17 protein-coding genes and 1 pseudogene are annotated in these 20,910 nt (G+C 75.3%); 11 read left to right on the top strand and 7 right to left on the bottom strand.

Annotated features, from left to right (window positions below):
• Positions 1–99 precede the first annotated feature (99 nt).
• Genes hemE through hemQ form a run of 3 tightly spaced genes read left to right on the top strand, consistent with a single transcriptional unit; the run spans position 100 to position 3,310 of the window.
• Positions 100–1,191: a uroporphyrinogen decarboxylase gene (gene hemE / locus O7618_RS16485; RefSeq protein WP_278106980.1), complete on the top strand. Its 1,092-nt coding sequence runs from the start codon at positions 100–102 to the stop codon at positions 1,189–1,191.
• Positions 1,192–1,202: 11 nt separating this feature from the next.
• Positions 1,203–2,612, top strand: a complete 1,410-nt coding sequence (gene hemG, locus O7618_RS16480) for a protoporphyrinogen oxidase (RefSeq protein ID WP_278106978.1) — start codon at positions 1,203–1,205, stop codon at positions 2,610–2,612.
• Positions 2,609–3,310, top strand: coding sequence for a hydrogen peroxide-dependent heme synthase (hemQ, locus tag O7618_RS16475; protein ID WP_278106977.1), 702 nt, complete (start codon positions 2,609–2,611; stop codon positions 3,308–3,310). Before hemG ends, hemQ begins: the two co-directional genes overlap by 4 nt.
• 104 nt (positions 3,311–3,414) lie before the next feature.
• On the opposite strand, the gene O7618_RS16470 is transcribed toward hemQ, so the two are convergent.
• The 5 genes from O7618_RS16470 to msrB form a co-directional block, all read right to left on the bottom strand.
• Positions 3,415–4,530 carry a lytic polysaccharide monooxygenase gene (locus tag O7618_RS16470; protein WP_278106976.1) on the bottom strand — a complete coding sequence of 372 codons (1,116 nt, stop codon included), beginning with the start codon at positions 4,528–4,530 and terminating at the stop codon, positions 3,415–3,417.
• A 110-nt stretch (positions 4,531–4,640) separates the two neighbouring features.
• On the bottom strand, positions 4,641–5,081 hold the full coding sequence (locus O7618_RS16465; RefSeq protein ID WP_278106975.1) for a GNAT family N-acetyltransferase: 441 nt from the start codon (positions 5,079–5,081) through the stop codon (positions 4,641–4,643).
• 57 nt (positions 5,082–5,138) lie between these two features.
• Positions 5,139–5,807, bottom strand: coding sequence for a hypothetical protein (locus O7618_RS16460; protein WP_278106974.1), 669 nt, complete (start codon positions 5,805–5,807; stop codon positions 5,139–5,141).
• A 164-nt stretch (positions 5,808–5,971) separates the two neighbouring features.
• Positions 5,972–6,232: a Prokaryotic metallothionein gene (locus O7618_RS16455; protein ID WP_278106973.1), complete on the bottom strand. Its 261-nt coding sequence runs from the start codon at positions 6,230–6,232 to the stop codon at positions 5,972–5,974.
• A gap of 170 nt (positions 6,233–6,402) precedes the next feature.
• Entirely contained in the window at positions 6,403–6,813 is a 411-nt protein-coding gene (gene msrB / locus O7618_RS16450) for a peptide-methionine (R)-S-oxide reductase MsrB (RefSeq protein ID WP_278106972.1), read from the bottom strand.
• Between the two features lie 47 nt (positions 6,814–6,860).
• Between msrB and ligD the strand changes: the two genes are divergently transcribed.
• The 8 genes and pseudogenes from ligD to O7618_RS16410 all read left to right on the top strand — a co-directional run bounded on the left by ligD (position 6,861) and on the right by O7618_RS16410 (position 18,778).
• Positions 6,861–7,892: a non-homologous end-joining DNA ligase gene (gene ligD, locus O7618_RS16445; RefSeq protein ID WP_278106970.1), complete on the top strand. Its 1,032-nt coding sequence runs from the start codon at positions 6,861–6,863 to the stop codon at positions 7,890–7,892.
• A 69-nt stretch (positions 7,893–7,961) separates the two neighbouring features.
• A pseudogene (locus O7618_RS16440) lies at positions 7,962–8,831 on the top strand (helix-turn-helix domain-containing protein); the annotation flags it as partial.
• Positions 8,832–9,333: 502 nt separating this feature from the next.
• Positions 9,334–10,200 (top strand): tetratricopeptide repeat protein, encoded by an 867-nt coding sequence (locus O7618_RS16435; protein WP_278106968.1) that lies wholly within the window; start codon positions 9,334–9,336, stop codon positions 10,198–10,200.
• 130 nt (positions 10,201–10,330) lie between these two features.
• Positions 10,331–10,789, top strand: coding sequence for a peptidoglycan-binding protein (locus O7618_RS16430; protein WP_278106967.1), 459 nt, complete (start codon positions 10,331–10,333; stop codon positions 10,787–10,789).
• 149 nt (positions 10,790–10,938) lie between these two features.
• A complete protein-coding gene (locus tag O7618_RS16425) occupies positions 10,939–14,124 on the top strand; it encodes an FtsX-like permease family protein (protein WP_278106966.1) in 3,186 nt (1,061 codons plus the stop codon).
• A 174-nt stretch (positions 14,125–14,298) separates the two neighbouring features.
• The gene (locus O7618_RS16420; protein ID WP_278106965.1) at positions 14,299–17,031 is read left to right on the top strand and encodes an FtsX-like permease family protein; all 2,733 of its coding nucleotides are present in this window, start codon (positions 14,299–14,301) and stop codon (positions 17,029–17,031) included.
• Complete coding sequence (locus tag O7618_RS16415; RefSeq protein WP_278106964.1) at positions 17,031–18,065, top strand: ABC transporter ATP-binding protein; 1,035 nt, start codon at positions 17,031–17,033, stop codon at positions 18,063–18,065. The genes O7618_RS16420 and O7618_RS16415 overlap by 1 nt, the downstream gene beginning before the upstream one ends.
• Entirely contained in the window at positions 18,065–18,778 is a 714-nt protein-coding gene (locus O7618_RS16410; RefSeq protein WP_278106963.1) for an ABC transporter ATP-binding protein, read from the top strand. Before O7618_RS16415 ends, O7618_RS16410 begins: the two co-directional genes overlap by 1 nt.
• A gap of 30 nt (positions 18,779–18,808) precedes the next feature.
• Here O7618_RS16410 and O7618_RS16405 read toward each other — a convergent pair whose 3' ends face one another.
• Entirely contained in the window at positions 18,809–19,261 is a 453-nt protein-coding gene (locus O7618_RS16405) for a GNAT family N-acetyltransferase (RefSeq protein WP_278106962.1), read from the bottom strand.
• Positions 19,262–19,290: 29 nt separating this feature from the next.
• Complete coding sequence (locus O7618_RS16400) at positions 19,291–20,895, bottom strand: alpha/beta hydrolase (RefSeq protein WP_278106960.1); 1,605 nt, start codon at positions 20,893–20,895, stop codon at positions 19,291–19,293.
• Positions 20,896–20,910: the final 15 nt, after the last annotated feature.

Raw genomic sequence — 20,910 nt, 5'->3', positions numbered from 1 at the left:
CCTCTCTACCGGAGGCGTTAACAGGGGGCCCCTCCTTCTACGTCACAAATGCGGGCGGTGAGCGCGGGGGGTGGTGCGGGGCGTGGCACGATTGCCGCGATGAGCACCGACACCACGGGCACTGCCGCCCGAGATGGAGAACCCCGCCGGGGCGGGCCGGCCGACTCGCCGTTCGTGCGCGCCTGCCGGCGCGAGCCGGTGCCGCACACCCCGGTCTGGTTCATGCGCCAGGCCGGCCGGTCGCTGCCGGAGTACCGGGAGATCCGGGCCAGCGTGCCGATGCTGGAGTCCTGCCGCCGGCCCGAACTGGTCACCGAGATCACCCTCCAGCCGGTCCGCCGGCACGGCGTGGACGCGGCGATCCTGTTCAGCGACATCGTGGTGCCGGTGGCGGCGGCCGGGATCGACCTGGACATCGTGCCCGGCACCGGGCCGGTGGTGGCCGAGCCGGTGCGCGTCGCCGCCGACGTGCAGCGGATCGCCCCGATCGGCCGCGACGAGGTGTCCTACGTGGACGAGGCGGTCCGGCTGCTCGTCGCCGAGCTGGGTGACACCCCGCTGATCGGGTTCGCCGGCGCGCCGTTCACCCTCGCGAGCTACCTGGTCGAGGGCGGGCCGTCGCGGACCCACGCGAAGACCAAGGCGATGATGTACGGCGACCCCGACCTGTGGCACGCGCTCTGCGCCCGGCTGGCCGAGGTGACGCTGTCGTTCCTGCGGGTGCAGATCCACGCGGGCGTCTCCGCCGTGCAGCTCTTCGACTCGTGGGCCGGCGCGCTCTCCGAGGCCGACTACCGCCGCTTCGTGCTGCCCCACTCGTCGTACGTGCTGGGTGGCCTCGCCGACGCCGGCGTGCCGCGGATCCACTTCGGGGTGGGCACCGGCGAGCTGCTCGCCGCGATGGGCGAGGCCGGCGCCGACGTGGTCGGCGTCGACTGGCGTACGCCGCTGGACGTCGCCACCGGCCGGATCGGGCCGGGCAAGGCGGTGCAGGGCAACCTCGACCCGACCGTGCTGCTCGCGCCCTGGCCGGTGGTGGAGGCGGAGGTGCGGCGGATCGTCGAGCAGGGTCGGCCGGCGCCCGGCCACGTGTTCAACCTCGGCCACGGCGTCCTGCCGGAGACCGACCCCGACGTGCTGACCCGGGTGGTCGCGCTGGTGCACGAGCTGTCCGCGCGACCGGCCCGCTAGGGGGCGTCGTCGTGGCGCGACCGTGGCGGGTGGCGATCGTCGGCGGCGGGATCACCGGGCTGGCCGCCGCCGTCCGGTTGCGCGACCGCGCCCCCGCCGGCACCGAGATCACCGTGTACGAGCAGTCCGGCCGCCTCGGCGGCAAGCTGCGCACCGGTGAGCTGGCCGGCGGGCCGGTCGAGTTCGGGGCCGAGTCGTTCCTGATGCGCGACCCGGCCGGCGGGGAGTCGGCGGCGGTGACGCTGGCCCGCCGGCTCGACCTCGGCGCGCGGATCGTGCACCCGACCGTCGGGCAGGCCGCCCTGCTCGTCGACGGCGGGCTGCGCCCGGTGCCGGGCGGCACGCTCGTCGGCGTACCCGGGGATCTGGAAAAGGTGGCGACGGTGGCCCGGCCGGCGGCGGACGCCGACCGGGACGCGGGCCGCTCGCTGCTGGCCCCGGGGGAGGACCTGGCGGTCGGCCGGCTGGTCCGGGAGCGGCTCGGCGACGCCGTGGTGGACCGGCTGGTCGACCCGATGCTCGGCGGCGTCTACGCCGGCCGGGCCGACGACCTGTCGCTGGTCACCACCATGCCGGCGCTGGCCCGCGCGGCGCGCGCCGAGCACACGCTCGTCGGCGCGGTACGCGCCGCGCAGGCCGCCGCCCCGCGCGCGCCCGGCGCGCCGGTCTTCGGCACCCTGACCGGCGGCCTGAGCACGCTCGTCGAGGCGGCGGCGACGGCGAGCGGGGCGACGATCCGCCGGGACGCCGCGGTGCGGGAGCTACGCCGCACCCCGACCGGTTGGCGGCTCACCGTCGGGCCGACCCGGGACGCCGAGCTGGTGGACGCCGACGCGGTGGTGCTGGCGGTGCCGGCCCGGCCGGCGGCCCGGCTGCTCGCCGCCGAGGCCGCCGAGGTGGCCGACACCGTCGGCGCGCTCGACTACGCCAGCGTCGCGCTGGTCACGCTCGCGCTGCCCGGGCCGGACCTGCCGGAGCTGTCCGGCTTCCTGGTGCCGGCCGCCGAGGGCCTGCTGATCAAGGCGGCCACGTTTTTCACCACCAAGTGGGGGCACCTGCGCCGGCCCGACGGGTCGGCGCTGGTGCGGGCCTCGGTGGGCCGGTACGGCGACGAGACCTCGCTCCAGCTCACCGACGACGACCTGGCCGCCACCGTACGCCGGGAGTTGTCGGCGGTGCTGGGCACGGCGCTGCCCGAGCCGGTGGCCCGGCACGTGCAGCGGTGGGGTGGCGCGCTGCCGCAGTACACGCCCGGGCACGCCGCCCGGGTGGCGACGGTGCGGACGGCGCTGCGCGGCGCCCACCCGACGCTGGCCCTGGCCGGGGCCGGCTACGACGGGGTCGGCATTCCGGTCTGCGTCCGCTCCGGCGAGACGGCGGCCGAAGAGATCATCACGGCACTGGGAGGATCGGCAGCATGACCGAGCAGACCAACGCGGCGCGGCTGCGGGAGCTGAACGACACCGTCCGCTACACCATGTGGTCGGTGTACCGGGCCAGCAGCCCGTTGCCGTCGCTGCGGGAGAACGTCGTCGACGAGGTCGAGTCGCTCTTCGCGGAGCTGGCCGGCAAGGACGTGACCATCCGGGGCACGTACGACGTGGCCGGGCTGCGCGCCGACGCGGACCTGATGATCTGGTGGCACGCCCCGACCAGTGACGCGCTCCAGGACGCGTACCTGCGGTTCCGCCGCACCACGCTGGGGCGGGCGCTGACTCCGGTCTGGTCGCAGATGGCGCTGCACCGCCCGGCGGAGTTCAACCGCAGCCACATCCCGGCGTTCCTGGCCGACGAGGAGCCGCGCGCCTACCTCTGCGTCTACCCGTTCGTGCGCTCCTACGAGTGGTATCTGCTGCCCGACGCCGAGCGGCGGGAGCTGCTGGCCGAGCACGGGAAGATGGCGCGCGGCTACCCGGATGTGCGGGCCAACACGGTCGCCTCGTTCGCGCTCGGCGACTACGAGTGGATGCTGGCGTTCGAGGCCGACGAGCTGCACCGGATCGTCGACCTGATGCGCGACCTGCGGGCCTCCCGGGCGCGCCGGCACGTGCGCGAGGAGGTCCCGTTCTACACCGGCCGCCGCCGCCCGATCGCCGACATCGTCACCTGCCTGGTGTGAAAGGCGGGGCCCCCGGTTAACGCCTCCGGTAGAGAAGGGGCCCCCTCTCACACCGAGGTGTTAACAGGGGGCCCCTCCTTACCCGAGGGCGGGCGGGGTGAGGGTCACGCGGTGGTGGTGCAGGAGAGGATCCCGGGCACCGGGTTGGTGCCGGTCGACGTGCCGGTGAAGCCGAACGACGTGCTCGCGCCCGGCGACAACGCCCCGTTGTAGGCGACGTTCCGGGCGGTGACCAGCGTGCCGCTCGTGGTCACCGTGGCGTTCCACGCCGAGCTGACCTGCTGGCCGTTCTGGTAGTTCCAGCTCACCGACCAGCCGCGGATCGGCGAGCCGCTGCCGTTGGTCACCTTCACCTCGGCCTGGAAGCCGCCGCCCCACTGACCGGTGACCTGGTAGGTGGCGGTGCAGCCACCGGCCGGGTTCGGCGTGGAGGGCGGGGTGGACGTCGGGGTCGGGTTCGCGGTCGGCGAGGTGGTGGGGGACGCGGTGGGCGACGCGGTCGGCGAGGTCGTCGGGGACGGGCCGGCGCCGCCGAAGTCCACGTCGCTGCACAGGTAGTAGGACTGGTCCAGGTGGCTGGCCTGCCAGATGGTGTAGACGATGTGCCGTCCGGTCCGGCCCGGCGCGTTCGCCGGCACCTGGATCGACACGCCCGACGTCTCCGGCGTCCACTGGCTGGCCGGGGTGTTGCCGATCGAGCCGACCTGCTCCAGGTCGCTCCAGCGCAGCGGCGTGGTGAGCGCGTTGAAGCCCTGCTTGGTCACGTACACCCGGATGTAGTCGGCGCCGTGGCTGGCCTGGTCGAACAGCTTGATCCGGAAGTTGTTGGAGATCGACGTGGTCTTCCAGGCGCCAACCGTGTCGAGGGCGTTGTAGCGGCCGGCGGAGGTGCGTCCGCCGCTGCACAGCTGGCCGTCCGGGATGGCGCCCTGGTGGTTGCCGGCCACACCCTCGCGGAACAGCCCGTTCCAGTTCCACATGGCGCTCGGGTCGGCCTGCCAGGCCTGCCAGCACATCGGGTCCTGGGTGGCCATCGCCGGGTTCTGGAAGTCACTGCCCCAGCGCTGCCAGCAGCCGTAGTTGCGGGAGGCCGGGTCGACCACCGACCCGTGCGCCGAGGCCGGGCCGGAGAAGGCGGTGGTGAGCAGCGCCGCGACGACCGCGCAGACGCCCAGGATCGCCGCCGCGAGCGGTACGCGTCGGCGGTGGGGAGTGGACATGTGATGCCTCCGGGTGAGGTGTCGGTGCACGAAGCCCGGACTGTCGGGAGTTGCCCTCTCCCGCGTGGCGGCTCGGTCCGCACGCTGCCACAGAAAGTGATAAACGTCAATTAGTTGGGATTCCGGCGCATCGGCGTGTGCGGGATGCCGTCCTCGACGTAGCCGGGGCCGTCGACCGCGAAGCCGTGCCCGGCGTAGAAGCCCACCAGGTGTGTCTGCGCCTCCAACACGCACGCCCGGTCACCCACCACGGCGAGCGCCTCGGTCATCAGCGCGCCGGCCAGGCCCGCGCCGCGGGCCGCCGGCGCCACCACCACCCGGCCGATCCGCGCCACGCCGTCGGGGTCGGCCAGGATCCGCAGGTACGCCACCACGGCGCCGTCCCGGGTGAGCCAGAGGTGCCGGGTGCCGGGCTCGACGTCCCGGCCGTCGAGTTCCGGGTACGGGCAGGACTGTTCCACCACGAACACGTCGACGCGCAGCCGGAGCAGGTCGTGGAACGTGCGGGTGTCCAGCTCGGCGAAGCCTGCCAGGTGGGACTCGACGGACATCCCGTCAGGTTAGGTGGCGGTCGCCGGGGGGCCGCGACCCGGGCCTGGGCCGGGCCGTCAGCGCAGGCCGGCTCCGGTGGCGAGGGCGGCCCGGTCGAACCAGGTCGTGGTGGCGGCCGCCGACCGGGTCCAGACCCCCACGCACTGGGTCACCCGACCCCGGTGCAGGCAGGCGTAGCGGTGCGGGAACCGGGTGCCGTCGGGCAGCGTCATGGTGGCGGCGACGACGCGGCCCGGCACACCCACCCCGGCCGGCAGGGCGGCCGCGACGTGGTCGGCGGTCACCTGCCCGTCCTCCTCGTCGCGCCCGCAGGCTTCCAGCAGATCGAAGATCCGGCGTACGGCGTCGGCCGCGGTGGCGTCGTCCGGGTAGACCACGGTCTCCTGGGCCAACTCCACGAACCCCTCCGCCGGAGTGCCCTTCGGCGTCCCGAAGACGCGGGTGGAGGCGACCTCCCGCCGGTCGAGGAGGGGTAGTGGTCGGCCGCAGGCGACCCCGTCCGAGTCGAGCCGCTCGCTGGCGTGCTCGGGCTTCTCGGCCAGGCCGGCGAGGCTGCCGGTGGCGGCATGCCGGTCCCGCAGCGCGACGGCGGCCCCGCCGTCGGTGGGCGCGGGCGCGACCAGGGCCGGCGCGGCGGTCACCGGCGGCCCGTCCGGGTCGGGCGTCGGCGCGCAGCCGCCGAGCGCGAGGAGCAGGGTCGCCGCAACGATCGGCCGTCGGGTCACCGGGGGATGGTAGCCGTAGATCGACTTCGGAGGCGGCCCCGGCCGCTCTTGCTCCACACCGGCTCGCCGAGATGGCTGCATCGAAGGTGGTGGGATGCCACCACCTCGGCGGAGTGGCGTGGATCAAGTCGGCGGAAACCGCCATGTCCGCGGAGCGGCGCGGCTCAGGCGGGGCGGGCGCCGACCGCGTCGCGGATCTCGGCGCCCTGGTCGCCCTCGACCGCCCGAGCGCAGTGGGCGCAGCAGAAGAAGCGGCCGGAGACCTCCACACCGTGCCCGACGATCTTGATCTGGCAGTGTTCGCAGATCGGCGCCATCTTGTGCACCGCGCACTCGAAGCAGTCGAACGTGTGCCGGGCCCCGTCGACCGTGCGCACCTCGAACGCCATCCAGTAGTCGTTGCCGCAGACCTCACAGCTGGCCATGTCAAACCCCCCGAAAACGGACCTGTCTCCAGGGTCGGGCAGTGGACCTGCGGAGGCAACCGGAACCGGTGAACCTGACCCCGGTCAGACGGCGAGTCGCCCCGGCGTGTCGCGACCGCCCAGCACTCCAGGGCGACGCAGACCAGCGGGCCGGTGACGAGCCCGACGGGTCAGCCGCCGCTCGGCTCCAGCCGCACCGAGATCGAGTTGACGCAGTGCCGGGTGTCCTTCGGGGTGAACCCCTCACCCTCGAAGACGTGCCCGAGGTGGCTGTCGCAGCGGGCGCAGCGGATCTCCACCCGCCGCATGCCGAGCGTGTTGTCGGGGATCTCCTTGACCGCGCCGGGAATGGCGTCGTCGAAGCTCGGCCAGCCGCAGTGCGAGTCGAACTTGTCGTCGCTGCGGAACAGCTCCAACCCGCAGGCCCGGCAGTGGTAGACGCCGGGGGTCTTGGTGTCGACGTACTCGCCGGTCCAGGGCGCCTCGGTGCCGGCCTGACGCAGCACCCGGAACTCCTCCGGGCTCAGCCGGACCCGCCACTCGTCCTCGGTGCGGGGCAGTTCGCTGTCGGAAAGACTCACCCCCCAACGGTACGTCGGCTGTCGGTGCCATCGCATATGGTCGCCTGATGGCGGGCAGCAGAAGCGCCGTCGAGGAGATCGAGGTCGGCGGGCGGGCCGTGCGGCTCAGCAGCCCCGACCGGGTGATCTTCCCGCAGCGCGGCTTCACCAAGGCAGACGTCTTCCACTACTACCTCGCCGTGGGCGAGGGCATCATGCGCGCACTCCGCGACCGGCCCACCACCCTGCAACGCTTCCCCGAGGGCATCGAGGGGGAGATGTTCTTCTCCAAACGGGTGCCGACCCGCGGCGTACCCCCGTGGATCCGCACCGCGGAGATCAGCTTTCCCAGCGGCCGCAAGGCCGACGAGCTCTGCCCGGCCGACCTGGCGCACGTGGCCTGGGCGGCGCAGATGGGCACCGTGGTCCTCCACCCGTGGCCGGTGCGCGCCGCCGACACCGACCGCCCGGACGAGCTGCGCGTCGACCTCGACCCGCAGCCCGGCACCGGCTTCGCCGACGCGGTGACCGCCGCCGGCGAGCTGCGCGCGCTGCTCGACGAGCTGGGTGTGCCGGGCTGGCCGAAGACCTCCGGCGGCCGGGGCGTGCACGTCTACCTGCGCATCCAGCCGCGCTGGACGTTCGTCGAGGTGCGCCGCGCCACCATCGCGTTGGCCCGGGAGCTGGAACGACGCCGCCCCGAGCTGGTCACCACCGCCTGGTGGAAGGAGGAACGGGGCCGCCGGGTCTTCGTCGACTTCAACCAGACCGCGCGGGACCGCACCATCGCCTGCGCCTACTCGCTGCGGGCCAACGCCCGCGCCACCGTCTCCACCCCGGTCGACTGGGCCGAGCTGACCGACGTCGACCCGGACGACTTCCACCTGGGCACGGTGCCGGCCCGGCTCGCCGAGCGCGGCGACCCGCACGCCGGCATCGACGACGCGCCGTGGGACATCACCCCGCTGCTGGAGTGGGCCGAGCGCGACGCGGCCGACGGGCTCGGCGACCTGCCCTACCCGCCGGAATACCCGAAGATGCCGGGCGAGCCGAAACGCGTCCAGCCCTCCAAGGACCGCGACCGTCCGCGCGACGCCTGACCGGTCGGGCCGGCCCGTGCGTCGCATGCCCGACTGCCCGCACCGACCGCCGTCGATAGCGTCTTCCGCGTGTTCGGAGAAGCCGTACGGGAGCTTCGCCGGCGCGGCGCGCTGACGCAGGAAGCCCCGGCCGAGCGGGCGGGGCTGTCCGTCCGGCACGTCCGGGACCTGGAAGCGGGCCGGATCGCGCGACCGCGACCCGCGACGATGCTGCTGCTGGCCGACGCCTTCGCGCTGCACGGGCCGGCACGGGAGCGGTTCCTCGCGGGGGCGTCGCCGTCGTCCGACGCGCACGGCGTCCCCGCGCAACTGCCCGCGGACGGCTTCGGCTTCGTCGGCCGGGACGGCGCGCTGGCCCGCCTCGACGAGATCCTGACCCGGGCGGCGGACCAACCGACCGCGATGGGCCTGGCGGTCGTCTCCGGCACCGCCGGGGTGGGCAAGACCACGCTCGCCGTGCACTGGGCGCACCGCGTCGCCCCGCACTTCCCCGACGGCCAGCTCTACGTCGACCTGCGCGGCTTCGACCCGGTGGGCGCCCCGGTCGGCCCGAGCACCGCGCTCGCCGGGTTCCTCAACGCCCTCGCGGGGCCCGGCGATCGTCCGCCCGCAGGCATCGAGGAACAGGTCGCCCGTTACCGCAGCCGGCTCGGCGGCCGGCGGGTGCTGGTCGTGTTGGACAACGCCCGCGACGCCGACCAGGTACGCCCGCTGCTGCCGGGGGCGCCGGGCTGCTTCGTCCTCGTCACCGGGCGGGCCCAGTTCCTGGGTCTGGTCAGCGTGAACGGCGCGCGACCGGTGACCCTGGACGTCATGTCGGCGGCCGAGTCCCGCGAGCTGCTCAGTCGTCGCCTCGGTACCCGCCGGGTGAGCGCCGAGCCCGCGGCCGTCGACGCGATCGTCCGGGCGTCCGCCGGGCTGCCCCTGGCGCTGTCCGTGGTGGCCGCCCGGGCCGCCATCAACACCGGTTTCGGCCTGGCGGAGCTGGCGGCGGAACTACGACCGGCCGCCGGCCGGCTGGACGCCTTCGACGGTGGCGAACCCGTCACCGACCTGCGGCGGGTGATGTCCTGGTCGTACCGGACCCTGGACGCGGGGGACCGCCCGGCTGTTCCGGCTGCTGAGCGTTCATCCGGGCCCCGACCTGGCGCTTCCGGCCGCGGCCAGCCTCGCCGGGATCACCCCCGCGCAGGCCCGCCGACCGCTGGCCGAGCTGACCCGGGCCCACCTGCTCAGCGAGGATCGCCCCGGGCGCTTCACCTGTCACGACCTGCTCCGGGCGTACGCCGCGGAGCTGACGGCGGCCGAGGACGGCGAGGCGGACCGGCACGCCGCCCGGGCCCGCCTGCTCGACCACTACCTGTCGGTCGCGTACGCGGCCGACGAACTGGTCTATCCGCAGCGGGACCGGCTGCCGATCGACCCGCCGGGGGCCGGGGCCGTGCCGGTGCCCCTGGGCGACCGGGACCAGGCGGTGCGGTGGTTCACCGAGGAGCGTCAGGTGCTGCTCTCGGCCCTGGAACTGGCCGGCGGCCACGGCTTCGACCGGCACGCAGCCCACCTCGCCTGGGCCGTCACCACGTTCCTCAACCAGCGCGGCTACTGGGAGGACTGGACCAGCAGCCTGCGGGCGGCGTTGTCGGCGGCCGTCCGGCTGGCCGACGACCGGCTCGAGGCGTACGCCCACGGGGTGCTCGGCTTCGCCGGCATCTCGCTGGACCGCCCCGACGACGCGCGACGCCACCTGGAACTGGCCTACGAGAGATACCGGCGGACGGGTGACCTCGCCGGGCAGGCCCGGGTCGAGCTGAACCTGGGTTGGATCAGCGACCGCGCCGGCCAGCCCGGGCCGGCGCTCGCCCACGCCCGGGAGGCGCTGCGCCTGCACCGCCTGGCCGGGCACGTCACCGGTCAGGCGTTCGCGCTCAACGCGGTCGGCTGGTCCCACGCCCAACTGGGTGACCACCACGCCGCGATCGAGAGCTGCGAGCAGGCCCTGGCGCTGTTCACGTCCGTCGACAACGTGCTGGGCCAGGCCATCACCTGGACCAGTCTCGGGCACACCCACCTCCAGCTCGACGCGTTCGACGCGGCGGTCGGCTGCTACGAGCACGCGGTCCGGCTGCGCCGCGAGATCGGTCACCGGCGGTTGGAGGCGGACGCCCTGGTGAGCCTCGGCGAGGCGCACCTGGCCGCCGGCGACGTCGCGTCGGCCCGCCGGGTGTGGCGGCAGGCGCGGGACATCCACGCCTCGCTCGAGGCGGCCGACACCGACGGGATCGACGCGAAGCTCGCCACGCTGCGCTGAACGGCGGGAAGTGCCGGTCAATCTCCGGTCCGGCTCCTGTCCGCTCCCACCGGCGGACGAAACCATTGGGTGACAAGCCGCGCGCCGCAGCGTCGCACGCGCGACCCTCACCTCGACCAGGGGGTTTCCCATGCTCCGACGTCTCGTCCGCCTCGGCCTCGCCGCCGCGCTCACCGTCACGACCGCGGGCGGCGCGGTCGCCGTCTCCGCTCCCGCCCAGGCCGCCCTGCCGCACTGCAACGGCGCGGGCGTCTACACCTCGACCTGGTCCGGCGCCCGGGGCGCCACGGCCTGGATCCCGGCGTACGTCAGCAGCACCATCAACTTCAACTGCCTGCTGATCCGTGGCGACCACAGCTCCGGCGTCGGTGAGCTGCAGCGGACGTTGCAGGGCATCTACGGCCGATACCTCGGCCCGAACGGGGTCGACAACGACTTCGGCGGTTACACCCAGAGCGCGCTGCGCAGCGTCCAGTCCGACCTGGGCATCTCCGCCGACGGCGAGTACGGCCCGCAGGCCCGCGACCACCTCTGCTGGCGGTGGACCGGCAGCGACAACTCCTGCATCTGGCTGAACAACAACCACTGAGCCCGCCCGCCCGCCCACCGACCGCCCCGGCCCCGGCCGGGGCGGTCGCCTGTCCGACGGATAACGATCATGTAACGGGCGCGAACCTTTTCTCGGGCCTGGTGGGTCTTCCTGGTCGTCGGCTCACCCGGGCCAGGAGAGGATGTCGGATGACGCTGGTCTGGAGGCGGGCGGTCGAGGCCCGTGGGCTGCTGCTCGCCGCCGCGGTCGCCGCGCTCGTCGCGGTCGGGCTGGTCACCGGGCTCTCCGACTACAACCGGCGGGCGGTCGAGGCGGGCGCCCGCGCGGTGCTCGACGCCGCCCCTCCGGAGGAGCGCAGCCTGCTGGTCAGCGGTTCCGGAGGCGCCGACGCGACGGCGTTCGCCGAGCGGGACCGGGCGGTCCGGGCGCAGTTCGCCGGCGGGCTGGGTGGCGCGCCGGTGACCGTGACCGCCGCCCGCTACGGCACCGGGCGGGAGCTGACCGGCGACGTGGGCGCCGTCCGCACCGACGACGACCCGATCTTCGCCAACCTGGGCACCCTGGACGACCTGCCGGCGCGCGCCGAGCTGACCGCCGGGACGTGGCCGGCGGCCGGCGCCGACCCGTTGCAGGTCACCGTGCCGGAGAAGGTCGCCGCGCGGCTCGGCCTCAAGGTCGGCGAGCGGGTGCCGCTGTTCGACCGGGCCGCGGAGCGCGGCAGCGAGGTGACGATCGCCGGCACCTGGCGGCCCCGGGACGCCTCCGACGCGTACTGGCGGCTCGCGCCGGGCGTTGGCGGCGGCCAGGGCGACGCGGCGAGCACGTCGTACGGGCCGTTCGCGCTGGACCCGGCGGACTTCGCGCGTACCTTCCCGGGGTCCGTCTCGGCGGCCTGGCTGGCCGCTCCGGACCTGGTCGGCGTCGAGCCGGCCCGGCTGCCCGGCGTCACCGCCGCGCTGGCCGACGTCACCGGCCGGCTGCCCGAGGCGACCGGCCTGGACTCCTCGGCGCAGCAGGTCAGCCACCTGGACCGGCTCGCCGACCGGCTCGGCCGCGCCGACCTGGTGGGCCGCTCGGCCCTGCTGACCCCGCTGCTGCTGATCGTCGTGCTCGGCGGGTACGCGCTGGTGCTGGTCGCCGCGTTGCTCAACGAGGACCGGCGGGCGCAGACCGCGCTACTGCGCGCCCGGGGCGCCGCCCGTGTGCAGCTCGCCGGGCTCGCCGTACGCGAGGCGACGCTCGTGGTGGCACCGGCCGTGCTGCTGGCCCCGGCGCTGACCGGGCCGGCGGTCCGCCATCTCGGCGCGGACCTCGGGCTGACCGACGGCGGCATGGCCCGGGTCTGGCTGGTCGCGGCCGGCGCGGCGGTCGGCTGCCTGCTCGCCATGGTGTTGCCGGCCCTGCGCCGGTCCGGCACCTACGTCGCGGACATGGCGGCCCGCTCCCGCCCGACCCGCGGCGCGACGGTGCAACGCGCCAGCGTCGACCTGGCCCTGGTGGCGCTGGCCGTGCTCGCCTGGACCCAGCTGCGGCAATATTCCTCACCGCTGTCCGGCGCGAACGGCAGCCTCGGCATCGACCCGCTGCTGGCCGCCGCGCCCACCATCGGCGTGCTGGCCGGCGCCGTGATCGCGTTGCGGCTGCTACCGCCGGCCACCCGGCTCGCGGAACGCTTCGTCGACCGGCGGCCGTGGAACGCCACCATGTTCGGCATGTGGCAGGCCGGCCGTCGCCCGCACGCCGGCCCGGTGCTGCTGCTCGCGCTCGCCGTCGGCGGCAGCACGCTGGCCTGGTCGCTGGTGGCCTCCTGGGAGCACTCTCAACGCGACCAGGCCCGGCACACGGTCGGCACCGACCTGCGGTTGACCGAGCGCGACGGCGCCGCCCCCGACGGCCGGGCGAGCGCGCTGGCCGCCGCCCCCGGGCTGGAGCGGGTGCTGCCGGCCTGGCGCGACGAGCTGCGCCTGGGTCGGGAGTCGCGCCCGGCCACCGCGGTCGCGCTGGACGCCGCGGGCGCGCGCGGCATGATCAGACTCGACGACGCCGACGGCGGGACGTCCACCGCCGGCCTGCTGGACCGGATGGTCGGCGCGCGGGGCACACCCGCCGGGGGAATCCTGCCGAGCGGGGCGCGGACACTGGCCGGCACCGTGCGCACCCCGGTCGACACCGATTACACGCCGCCGAGGGTGACCGTGAGCGCGTTGTTCACCACCGACGCCGGCGCCGTCTGGCGGCTCCGGCTGGCCGAGGCCGGCGGCGACGGCCGCCCGGTGCGCTTCTCCGTCGCGCTGCCCGACAGCGGCGGGGCGCCGCTGCGGCTGGCCGGCTTCGAGGCCGACGGCGGCGACGTCGTCGGCTCCGCCTACCGGCTGGTCCTGGACGGCCTGCGACTCAGCGACGCCGATGGTGCCGCGTTGCCGCTGCCGGTCGACGGCGCCTGGCGGGTGGTCGACCCGGCGGACGGCCCGCGCGGCGCCGCGCGGGTCACCCCGTCCGGGGTGGACGTGGTGCGGACGTTCGACGTGCCGGAGGGTCTCCTCCAGTACGTGAGCACGCCACCGTCCCGGTTCGCCGTGGTGCCGCGCGGCGACGCCCCGCCGGTGCCGGTGCTCGTCACGCCGGGGGTGGCGGCCGCGCTGAGCGTCGGCACCGGCGACACCTTCACGCTGACGCTGGCCGAGGTGACGCTGGAGGTGAAGATGGTCGGGCGGGTCGCCGCGGTCCCCGGCACCGAGGGCGACGGCGTGCTCGTCGACCTGCCCGCCGCCGCGAACCAGGTGCTCCAGCGACGCGGCGGCGTCCGGCCGCTGGCCGAGTGGTGGCTGCGGACCACCCCCGGCGGGCACAACGTCGCGGCGCGGACGCTGTCCACGCTGGCCGGCACCGTCCTGCACGACCGGCAGCGGGTGGCCGAGGAGGCCGCCCGGAACCCGTACTGGCGGGGGGCCCGCACCGGGCTGCTCGCCGCCGCGCTCGGCTCCGTGCTGCTCGCGCTGGTCGGCCTGGCGGTGGACGTCTGGGCCACCACCCGGCGGCGGCTCACCGAGTTCGCCGTGTTCCACACGCTCGGCGCCGGCAGCCGGTTGCTGGGCCGCGCCTACCTCGCCGAGCAGACGTTCCTGGCCGCGATCGGCGTCGGCGTCGGGCTGCTCGTCGGTGCCCTGGTCGCGGCGACCATGGTGCCGTTGGTGATCCTCACGCCGGCCGCCGGCCGGCCGGTGCCCGAGGCGGTCTTCGTGGTGCCCTGGGCTCCGGTCGGGCTGACCGCCGTCGGCCTGCTGCTCGCCGCGCTCGCCTTCGCGGCCGTCATCACCACGGGCATCCGTCAGCGGGTCGCCGCCGTGCAGCTCCGAATCGGGGGAGCCCTGTGAGCGCGAGGAGTGCAGCGAAGCGGAGCCCCGCAGTCGCGAACGGAAGGCGGGTCCGGTGAGCGCGAGGAGTGCGGCGAAGCGGAGCCCCGCAGTCGCGAACGGAAGGCGGGTCCGGTGAGCGCGAGGAGTGCGGCGAAGCGGAGCCCCGCAGTCGCGAACGGAAGGCCAGCACAGATGAGGCTGCCAGGCGCAGTGGGGCGGGTTCGCGCGTACGGGGGGCAGTTCCTGCTGCTCGCCGTCCTGACCGTGGTGACCGCCCTGCTGATCACCGGTGTGCCGCGGGTCGCCGACCGGCTCACCGGGCAAGGTCTGCGGGAGTACGTCGCGAACCAGCCGGCGGCCCTGCGTGACCTCGGGTACACCCAGGCGCCGACCACGCTCGCGTCGAGCGTGCAGCCGGTCGTCGCCGCCCAAACGGGCCAGCTCGACACGATCGAGAACCGGATGCCCGCCGCGGTGCGCGGCGTGATCGGGCAGCGGTGGTACGCCGCGGACACCGTGCCCGGCCGGTTGCGCGGCCCGACGCTCGACAGCGGCAAAGGGTTGATCGACCTGGTGCTGCGCACCGGCAACGGCCTGCGGGAGGCGACCACCCTGACCGCCGGACGGTGGCCGGAGAGCGGCGTCACCGCCGCCGGCGCGGTGGAGGTGACGCTCGCCGACACCGTCGCGACGAGCCTGGGCGTCGCCCCCGGCGACCGGTTCAGCCTGTCGGTGCTGGACCCGACGAACCCGACGGGCCGACCGCTGAAGTCCCGGCCGGTCGAGCTGGTCGGGGTGTGGCGACCGAACGACGGGCGCGACGGGGTCTGGGACGGGTTGCCGTCGATGCTGCGGCTCACCCCGCCGGAGGGGGACGGCAAGCCGTTCGTGGCGGTCGCCTACGCCGCCGACGCGGGCGTGGACGCCATCGCCGCGACTGGTTGGCCGGTGAGCTTCGGGTGGCGCTACCGGATCGCGCCGCAACGGATCGACCCGGGTCGGCTGGACGCGTTGATCGGCGGGCTCGACGGGCTGGAACGGGTCCGTCCCGCCTCGGTGCGGCTGTCCCAGGGCGTCGACATCGCGTTGCGTCGCTTCTCGTCCGCGCTCGCCGCCGCCCGCACCCTGCTCGCGGTCATCGGCGCGGGGCTGCTCGCCACGCTGGCGGGGCTGTCCCTGCTGGCCGCCCGGCTGGCCGCGCGCCGCCGACGCGCCGAGTTCCACCTGATCCGGGCGCGTGGCGGCTCGACGGCCGACGTGCTGCGCCGGGGCCTGGCCGAGTCGGCGCTGGTGCTGCCGGCCGCGGCCGGGGTCGGCTGGCTGCTCGGCGGCCTGCTGCCCGGCACCGGGACGTCGGCAGGTTGGGTGCTGCTGGCCGCGCTGCTGGTCACCGTCCTCCCGCCGGTGGCGGCGCTCGCCGTCGGCCGGGGCGTCGCCGGCCGCGCCGACCTCGGTGGTCGGTCGCCCGCCGTCCGGCTCACCGTCGAAGCGGTGGTGCTCGGGGTGGCCGTGCTCGGGGCGTTCCTGCTGCGCCGGCGCGGGCTCACCGCCGGTTCGGTCGACCCGCTTCTGGTGTCGGTGCCGGTGCTGCTGGCGGTGGCCGCGGCGTTGCTGGCGCTGCGGGCGTACCCATGGCCGTTGCGGCTGCTCAGCCGCGTCACCGCCCGGGCGCGCGGAAGCGTCGCGTTCCTCGGCACCGCCCGCGCCGGCCGGGCCGCCAGCACCGGGCCGCTGGTCGTGGTGGTGCTGGCCGTCGCCACCGCCGCGTTCTGCGGGGTGGTGGCCACCGGCATCGAGAGCGGCCGGGACACCGCCGCGGCCCGCGTGGTGCCCGGGGACGTCCTGGTCACCGGGGAACGCTTCGCGCCGGACACCGCCGACCGGTTGGCCGCGCTGCCGGGCGTCCGCGCGGTGGCCCCGCTGCTGACCGTGCCGGCGGAGCGCCCGTCGGCCGACCGGGCCGGCCGGCCGAGCCCGATCCGGGAGCTGCGGGTGCTGCTCGTCGACGCCGCCGGGTTCGCCGAGGTGGCCCGCCGCGCCGGCGTACCGGTCAGCGTGCCCGACCCGCTGCTGGCCGGCGGCGACGGCAGCACCCCGTTACCGGCGCTGGTGTCCCCGGCGGTCGCCGCAGAGCTGGCCGAGGCCGGGCTCGCCGACGCGCAGGGGCGCCGCCCGGCCTGGCTGGACGTGCAGGGCAACCGGCTGCCGTTGCGGGCCGCGGGCACGGTCGACGGGTTCGCGCTCGTCGACCGCTCGGTCGGCCGGTTCGTGGTGCTGCCCTGGCCGGCGCTTCCGGCCGACGCGCCGCATCCGCTCGCCCCCACCGGTTTCGTGCTGGCCGGGCCGGAGGTGGACGTGGCCGAGGTGAACCGGGTGGCGGTCGAGGGGCAACGCCGCTACCTGCGGATCGGCACGGTCGACGCGGCCGACAAGGCCCGCGCGCCGGAGGTGACCAGCCGCGCGGGGGTCCGGGCCGAGCTGGGCGGCAGCGGCGTGAACGGGCTGCTGGTGTTCGGGTTCGCGCTCGGCGCCGGCGGCGGCGCGGTGCTGGGGCTGCTCGGGCTCGCCTTCGCCGTGCTGGCCGGCGCCCGCTCCCGTGGGCAGGTGCTGTCCCGGCTGCGCACCATGGGCCTGTCCCGCCGGCAGTGGCGCGGGTTGTTGCTGGTCGAGCTGACCCCGCTGGTGCTGGTGTCGGTGCTCACCGGCGCGGTGGTCGGGGCGGTGCTGCCGCTGCTGCTCACCCCGGTGCTCGGCCTGCCCGCGTTCACCGGCGGGGTGACCGTGCGCCCGACGTTCGAACCCGGCCTGGTGGCCGGGGTGTCGGTCCTGGCCCTGCTGGCCCTCGGCTTCGCGATCACCGTGGAGGCCGTGAACAACCGCCGGATGCGCCTCGGTGAGGTGCTGCGGCTCGGAGAGGAGAGCTGATGACCGCGACCGCTTCCGGCCATCCGGGCTCGGCGCGTCTGACGCCGCGCCACGACCCCGGACAGCCGATGCCGGACCTGGCCGCCCTGCAACAGCGCGCGGCCGAGCGAGCCGCCGAACGGGCCGGCGGGCGGGACCGGCTGCGTGGGCACATCGTCTGCGACGGCCTGGTGCGCATCTTCAAGACCGAGGGCGTCGAGGTGGTCGCCCTCCAGAGTCTCGACCTGGTGATCGACCGCGGTGAGCTGGTCGCGATCGTGGGCGCTTCCGGCTCCGGCAAGTCGACCCTGCTCAACATCCTGTCCGGGCTGGACACCCCGACCGCCGGCATCGCCCGGGTCGCCGAGTACGACCTGCTCGCCCTGTCGAACAGGAAGCGGCTCGCCTACCGGCGGGAGATGGTCGGGTTCGTCTGGCAGCAGACCGGCCGCAACCTGCTGCCGTACCTGACCGCGACGGAGAACGTGGAGCTGCCGATGAGGCTGGCCGGTCGGCACGGTGGCCGGCGGGACCGGCGGGAGCGGGCCCGTCGCCTGCTCGACCTGGTCGGGGTCGGCTACTGCGCGGACCGGCGGCCCGGTCAGATGAGCGGCGGGGAGCAGCAGCGGTGCGCGGTGGCGGTGGCGGTGGCCAACGACCCGGAGATCCTCTTCGCCGACGAGCCGACCGGCGAGCTGGACGAGGCGACCGGCGCGGAGGTCTTCGCCGCGTTGCGCACCATCAACGCCGAGCTGGGCGTGACCATCGTGGTGGTCACCCACGACCACGCCGTGGCGGGTCAGGTCCGCCGGACCGTCGCGATCCGCGACGGCCGGACCGCCTCCGAGGTACGCCGGACCGCGCGAACCACCGCCGACGGCGGCACCGAGCTGGTCAGCGAGGAGTACGCGGTGCTCGACCGCACCGGCCGGATGCAGTTGCCGGCGCCGTTCGTGGAGGCCCTGTCGCTGCGCGACCGGGTCCGGCTCGACCTGGAACCCGACCGCGTCGAGGTGCGCCCCGGCGACCGGGCGCACGCCGAGGAGAGTGAGTGATGACCGAGCGGGCCGCGGTGCTGCCGGGGACGACAGTCGAGGACGTGGTGCGGGTCGAGGGGGTGAGCCGCACCTTCGGCCGGGGGGAGCACGCCGTGCACGCCGTGCGGGATGTCTCCTTCACCGCCGGTCGCGGCGAGCTGGTCGCGGTCCGCGGCCGGTCCGGCGCCGGCAAGACCACGCTGCTGAACCTGGTCGGCGGCCTGGACCGGCCGGACGCCGGGCGGATCCGGGTGGCCGGGCACGACGTGACCTCGGCGGGGGAGCGGGAGTTGCTGGCGTTGCGCCGCGGCACCGTCGGCTTCGTCTTCCAGACGTTCGGCCTGGTGCCGATCCTGTCCGCGGCGGAGAACGTCGGGGTGCCGCTGCGGCTGGCCAAGGTGCCGGCGGCGGAGCGGGAGCAGCGGGTGGCGGTGCTGCTGGAGCTGGTCGGCTTGGGCGCACACGCCGCGCAGCGTCCGTACGAGTTGTCCGGCGGCCAGCAGCAGCGGGTGGCGGTGGCCCGGGCGCTCGCGAACGAGCCGGACCTGCTCATCGCGGACGAGCCGACCGGGCAGCTCGACTCCGAGACCGGCCGTTCGATCATGGGCCTGCTGCGCGCCGTGGTGCACGCCCGGGGGATGACCGCCCTGGTCGCGACGCACGATCCGGCGTTGATCGAGCTGGCCGACCGGACGCTGGTCCTGCGCGACGGCCAGTTGGTGACCGACTGACCCGTGCCCGCCGGTCGGATCCGGGTGCCGCTACAGCGCCAGCTTCATCCCCTCGTGGCTGGCCACGAAGCCCAGGTCGCGATAGAACCGGTGCGCGTCGGCGCGCTGCTTGTCGGTGGTGAGCTGCACCAGCGCGCAACCCCGCGCGCGGGCCTGGTCGATCGCCCAGCGCATCATCGCCCGGCCCAGCCCGCGTCCGCGCCGGTCCGAGCGGACCCGCACCGACTCGATCAGCGACCGCTCCGCGCCGTGCCGGCCCAGGCCGGGAATGTAGGTGATCTGGAAGCAGCCGACCAGCTCACCGCCGTCGTCCGCGACGATCATCAAGTTGCGCGGGTCGGCGTCGAGGTCGGCGAACGCCCGCTCGTACGCCTCGTCGACCTCGGGCAGGTCGCGGGTCCGGCCCAGCACGTCGTCGGCGAGCAGGGCGAGTACGGCGGGCAGGTCGGCCCGGACCGCCTCCCGGAAGATCACCTCAGCCACCCGGGAAGTCTGGCACGGCCGCCGGACCGTCACCGGGCGGGGCAGCGCAGCCCCTCCCGGGGGACGGTGAGCGAGATCAGGTACGCGTCGACGGCCTTGGTCACGCACGCGGTCTGCGGGTAGGCCGTGTGCCCCTCGCCCTCCCAGGTGAGCACCCGGCCGACGCCCAGCATCGAGGCGAGCGCGGCGGTCTGCTCGTAGGGCGTGGCCGGGTCGCCGGTGGTGCCGACCACCAGGATCGGTGGCGCGCCCGCCGCCCGGCCGGTCGGATAGGGGTCACGCTCGCCCGGCCACTCCACGCAGCCGAGCATCCCCACCGCCAGCGCCGGGCCGAACAGCGGATATTTCTGCCGCCACTGCGACTGCAACGACCGGACCTGCTCCCGGGTCGGCTTCTCGGTCTCGTCGGCGCAGTTGATCGCCATGTTGGCGTCGAACAGGTTCGAGTAGTGCCCGTCGTCCTCGCGGCCGGCGTACGCGTCGGCGAGCTTGAACACGCCCGCCGGGTCCCCGCCCTGCAACTCGTCGATCGCCCGGGCCAGCTCCTGCCAACCCTGCTCGGTGTAGAGCGAGGAGATCACCGCGTAGAAGACCCAGCCGGCGGTGGCCTTCCGGCCGTCCGCGCCGCGCACCGGCGAGACGGTGGCCTTGTCGATCGCGGCGGTGACCGCCGCGCGCGCATCCGGCGCGATCGGGCAGCGCCCGGCGTTCGCCGCGCACCACCGGGAGAAGTTGTCGAACGCCCGCTCGAAGCCCTTGGCCTGGCTCTCCGAACCGGCGATCAGCTGCTGCCTCGGGTCGACCGCGCCGTCGAGCACCAGCGCCCGCACCCGCTGCGGATAGAGCTGGGCGTAGGTGGCGCCGAGCAGCGTGCCGTAGGAGTAGCCGAGGTAGGTCAGCTTCTCGTCGCCGACCGCAGCGCGCACCGCGTCCATGTCCCGGGCGGCCTGCTCGGTGCCGTAGAGCGGGAGCTGGTCGCCGTACTTGCCGCCACACCGCGCGCCGATGCGCCGGTTGAGGTCGACGAAGCCGTCGAAGGACGCCTGGCTCTCGGGGTCGGGGTCGTAGCCGAAGCTGGCGTCGAGGTCGGCGTCGGGGATGCACTTGACCGGGCTGGAGCGGGCCACCCCGCGCGGGTCGAAGCCGACGATGTCGAACCGGTCGGTGATCGCCGTCGGCAGGCCGCCGAACGCCGGACCGAAGGACAGGTAGACCGCGGTGTCCACCCCGGACGCGCCGGGACCCCCCGGGTTGACCACGAGCGACCCGATCCGGTCGCGTTGCTTGGTGGAGCGGGCCCGGATCAGCGCGATCTCGAACGTCTCGCCGGTGCCCGGCCCGGCGGTCGCCCCGGTGGCCGCCCCGGTGCCCCAGTTGCGCGGCACGGCGACCCGGGTGCACTCGTAGCGCATGTCGGCCGCGCCCCGGCCGACCAGCTCGTCGGGCACCTCCGGGCAGGCCCGCCAGGTGGGCGCGCTCCCCGGCGGGGCCGCCTCGCCCTCGCTCTCGGCACGCGGGGCGAACGCCGGCAGCGTGCAGCCGGCGGTGAGCACCACCGCCGCGACGAACGCGGCCAGCGCGGGCCGGACCCGGCGGGGCCGGTCGGGGAAGCCTGTCACGTTGGCGCCTTCCATGATCGGGTCGACCGC

It is taken from the genome of Micromonospora sp. WMMD980, assembly GCF_029626035.1.
Taxonomy (GTDB): Bacteria; Actinomycetota; Actinomycetes; order Mycobacteriales; family Micromonosporaceae; genus Micromonospora.
The sequence above is the reverse complement of the archived record's forward strand: the minus strand, read 5'-3'. Positions and strand labels throughout refer to the sequence as shown.

Coding starts and splice junctions, on each gene's coding strand:
- hemQ (WP_278106977.1), top strand. CDS start 2,609: ATGACCGAGCAGACCAACGCGGCGCGGCTGCGGGAGCTGAACGACACC.
- O7618_RS16425 (WP_278106966.1), top strand. CDS start 10,939: ATGACGCTGGTCTGGAGGCGGGCGGTCGAGGCCCGTGGGCTGCTGCTC.
- hemE (WP_278106980.1), top strand. CDS start 100: ATGAGCACCGACACCACGGGCACTGCCGCCCGAGATGGAGAACCCCGC.
- O7618_RS16430 (WP_278106967.1), top strand. CDS start 10,331: ATGCTCCGACGTCTCGTCCGCCTCGGCCTCGCCGCCGCGCTCACCGTC.
- O7618_RS16465 (WP_278106975.1), bottom strand. CDS start 5,081: ATGTCCGTCGAGTCCCACCTGGCAGGCTTCGCCGAGCTGGACACCCGC.
- O7618_RS16470 (WP_278106976.1), bottom strand. CDS start 4,530: ATGTCCACTCCCCACCGCCGACGCGTACCGCTCGCGGCGGCGATCCTG.
- O7618_RS16400 (WP_278106960.1), bottom strand. CDS start 20,895: ATGGAAGGCGCCAACGTGACAGGCTTCCCCGACCGGCCCCGCCGGGTC.
- O7618_RS16410 (WP_278106963.1), top strand. CDS start 18,065: ATGACCGAGCGGGCCGCGGTGCTGCCGGGGACGACAGTCGAGGACGTG.
- ligD (WP_278106970.1), top strand. CDS start 6,861: ATGGCGGGCAGCAGAAGCGCCGTCGAGGAGATCGAGGTCGGCGGGCGG.
- O7618_RS16455 (WP_278106973.1), bottom strand. CDS start 6,232: ATGGCCAGCTGTGAGGTCTGCGGCAACGACTACTGGATGGCGTTCGAG.
- O7618_RS16415 (WP_278106964.1), top strand. CDS start 17,031: ATGACCGCGACCGCTTCCGGCCATCCGGGCTCGGCGCGTCTGACGCCG.
- O7618_RS16420 (WP_278106965.1), top strand. CDS start 14,299: ATGAGGCTGCCAGGCGCAGTGGGGCGGGTTCGCGCGTACGGGGGGCAG.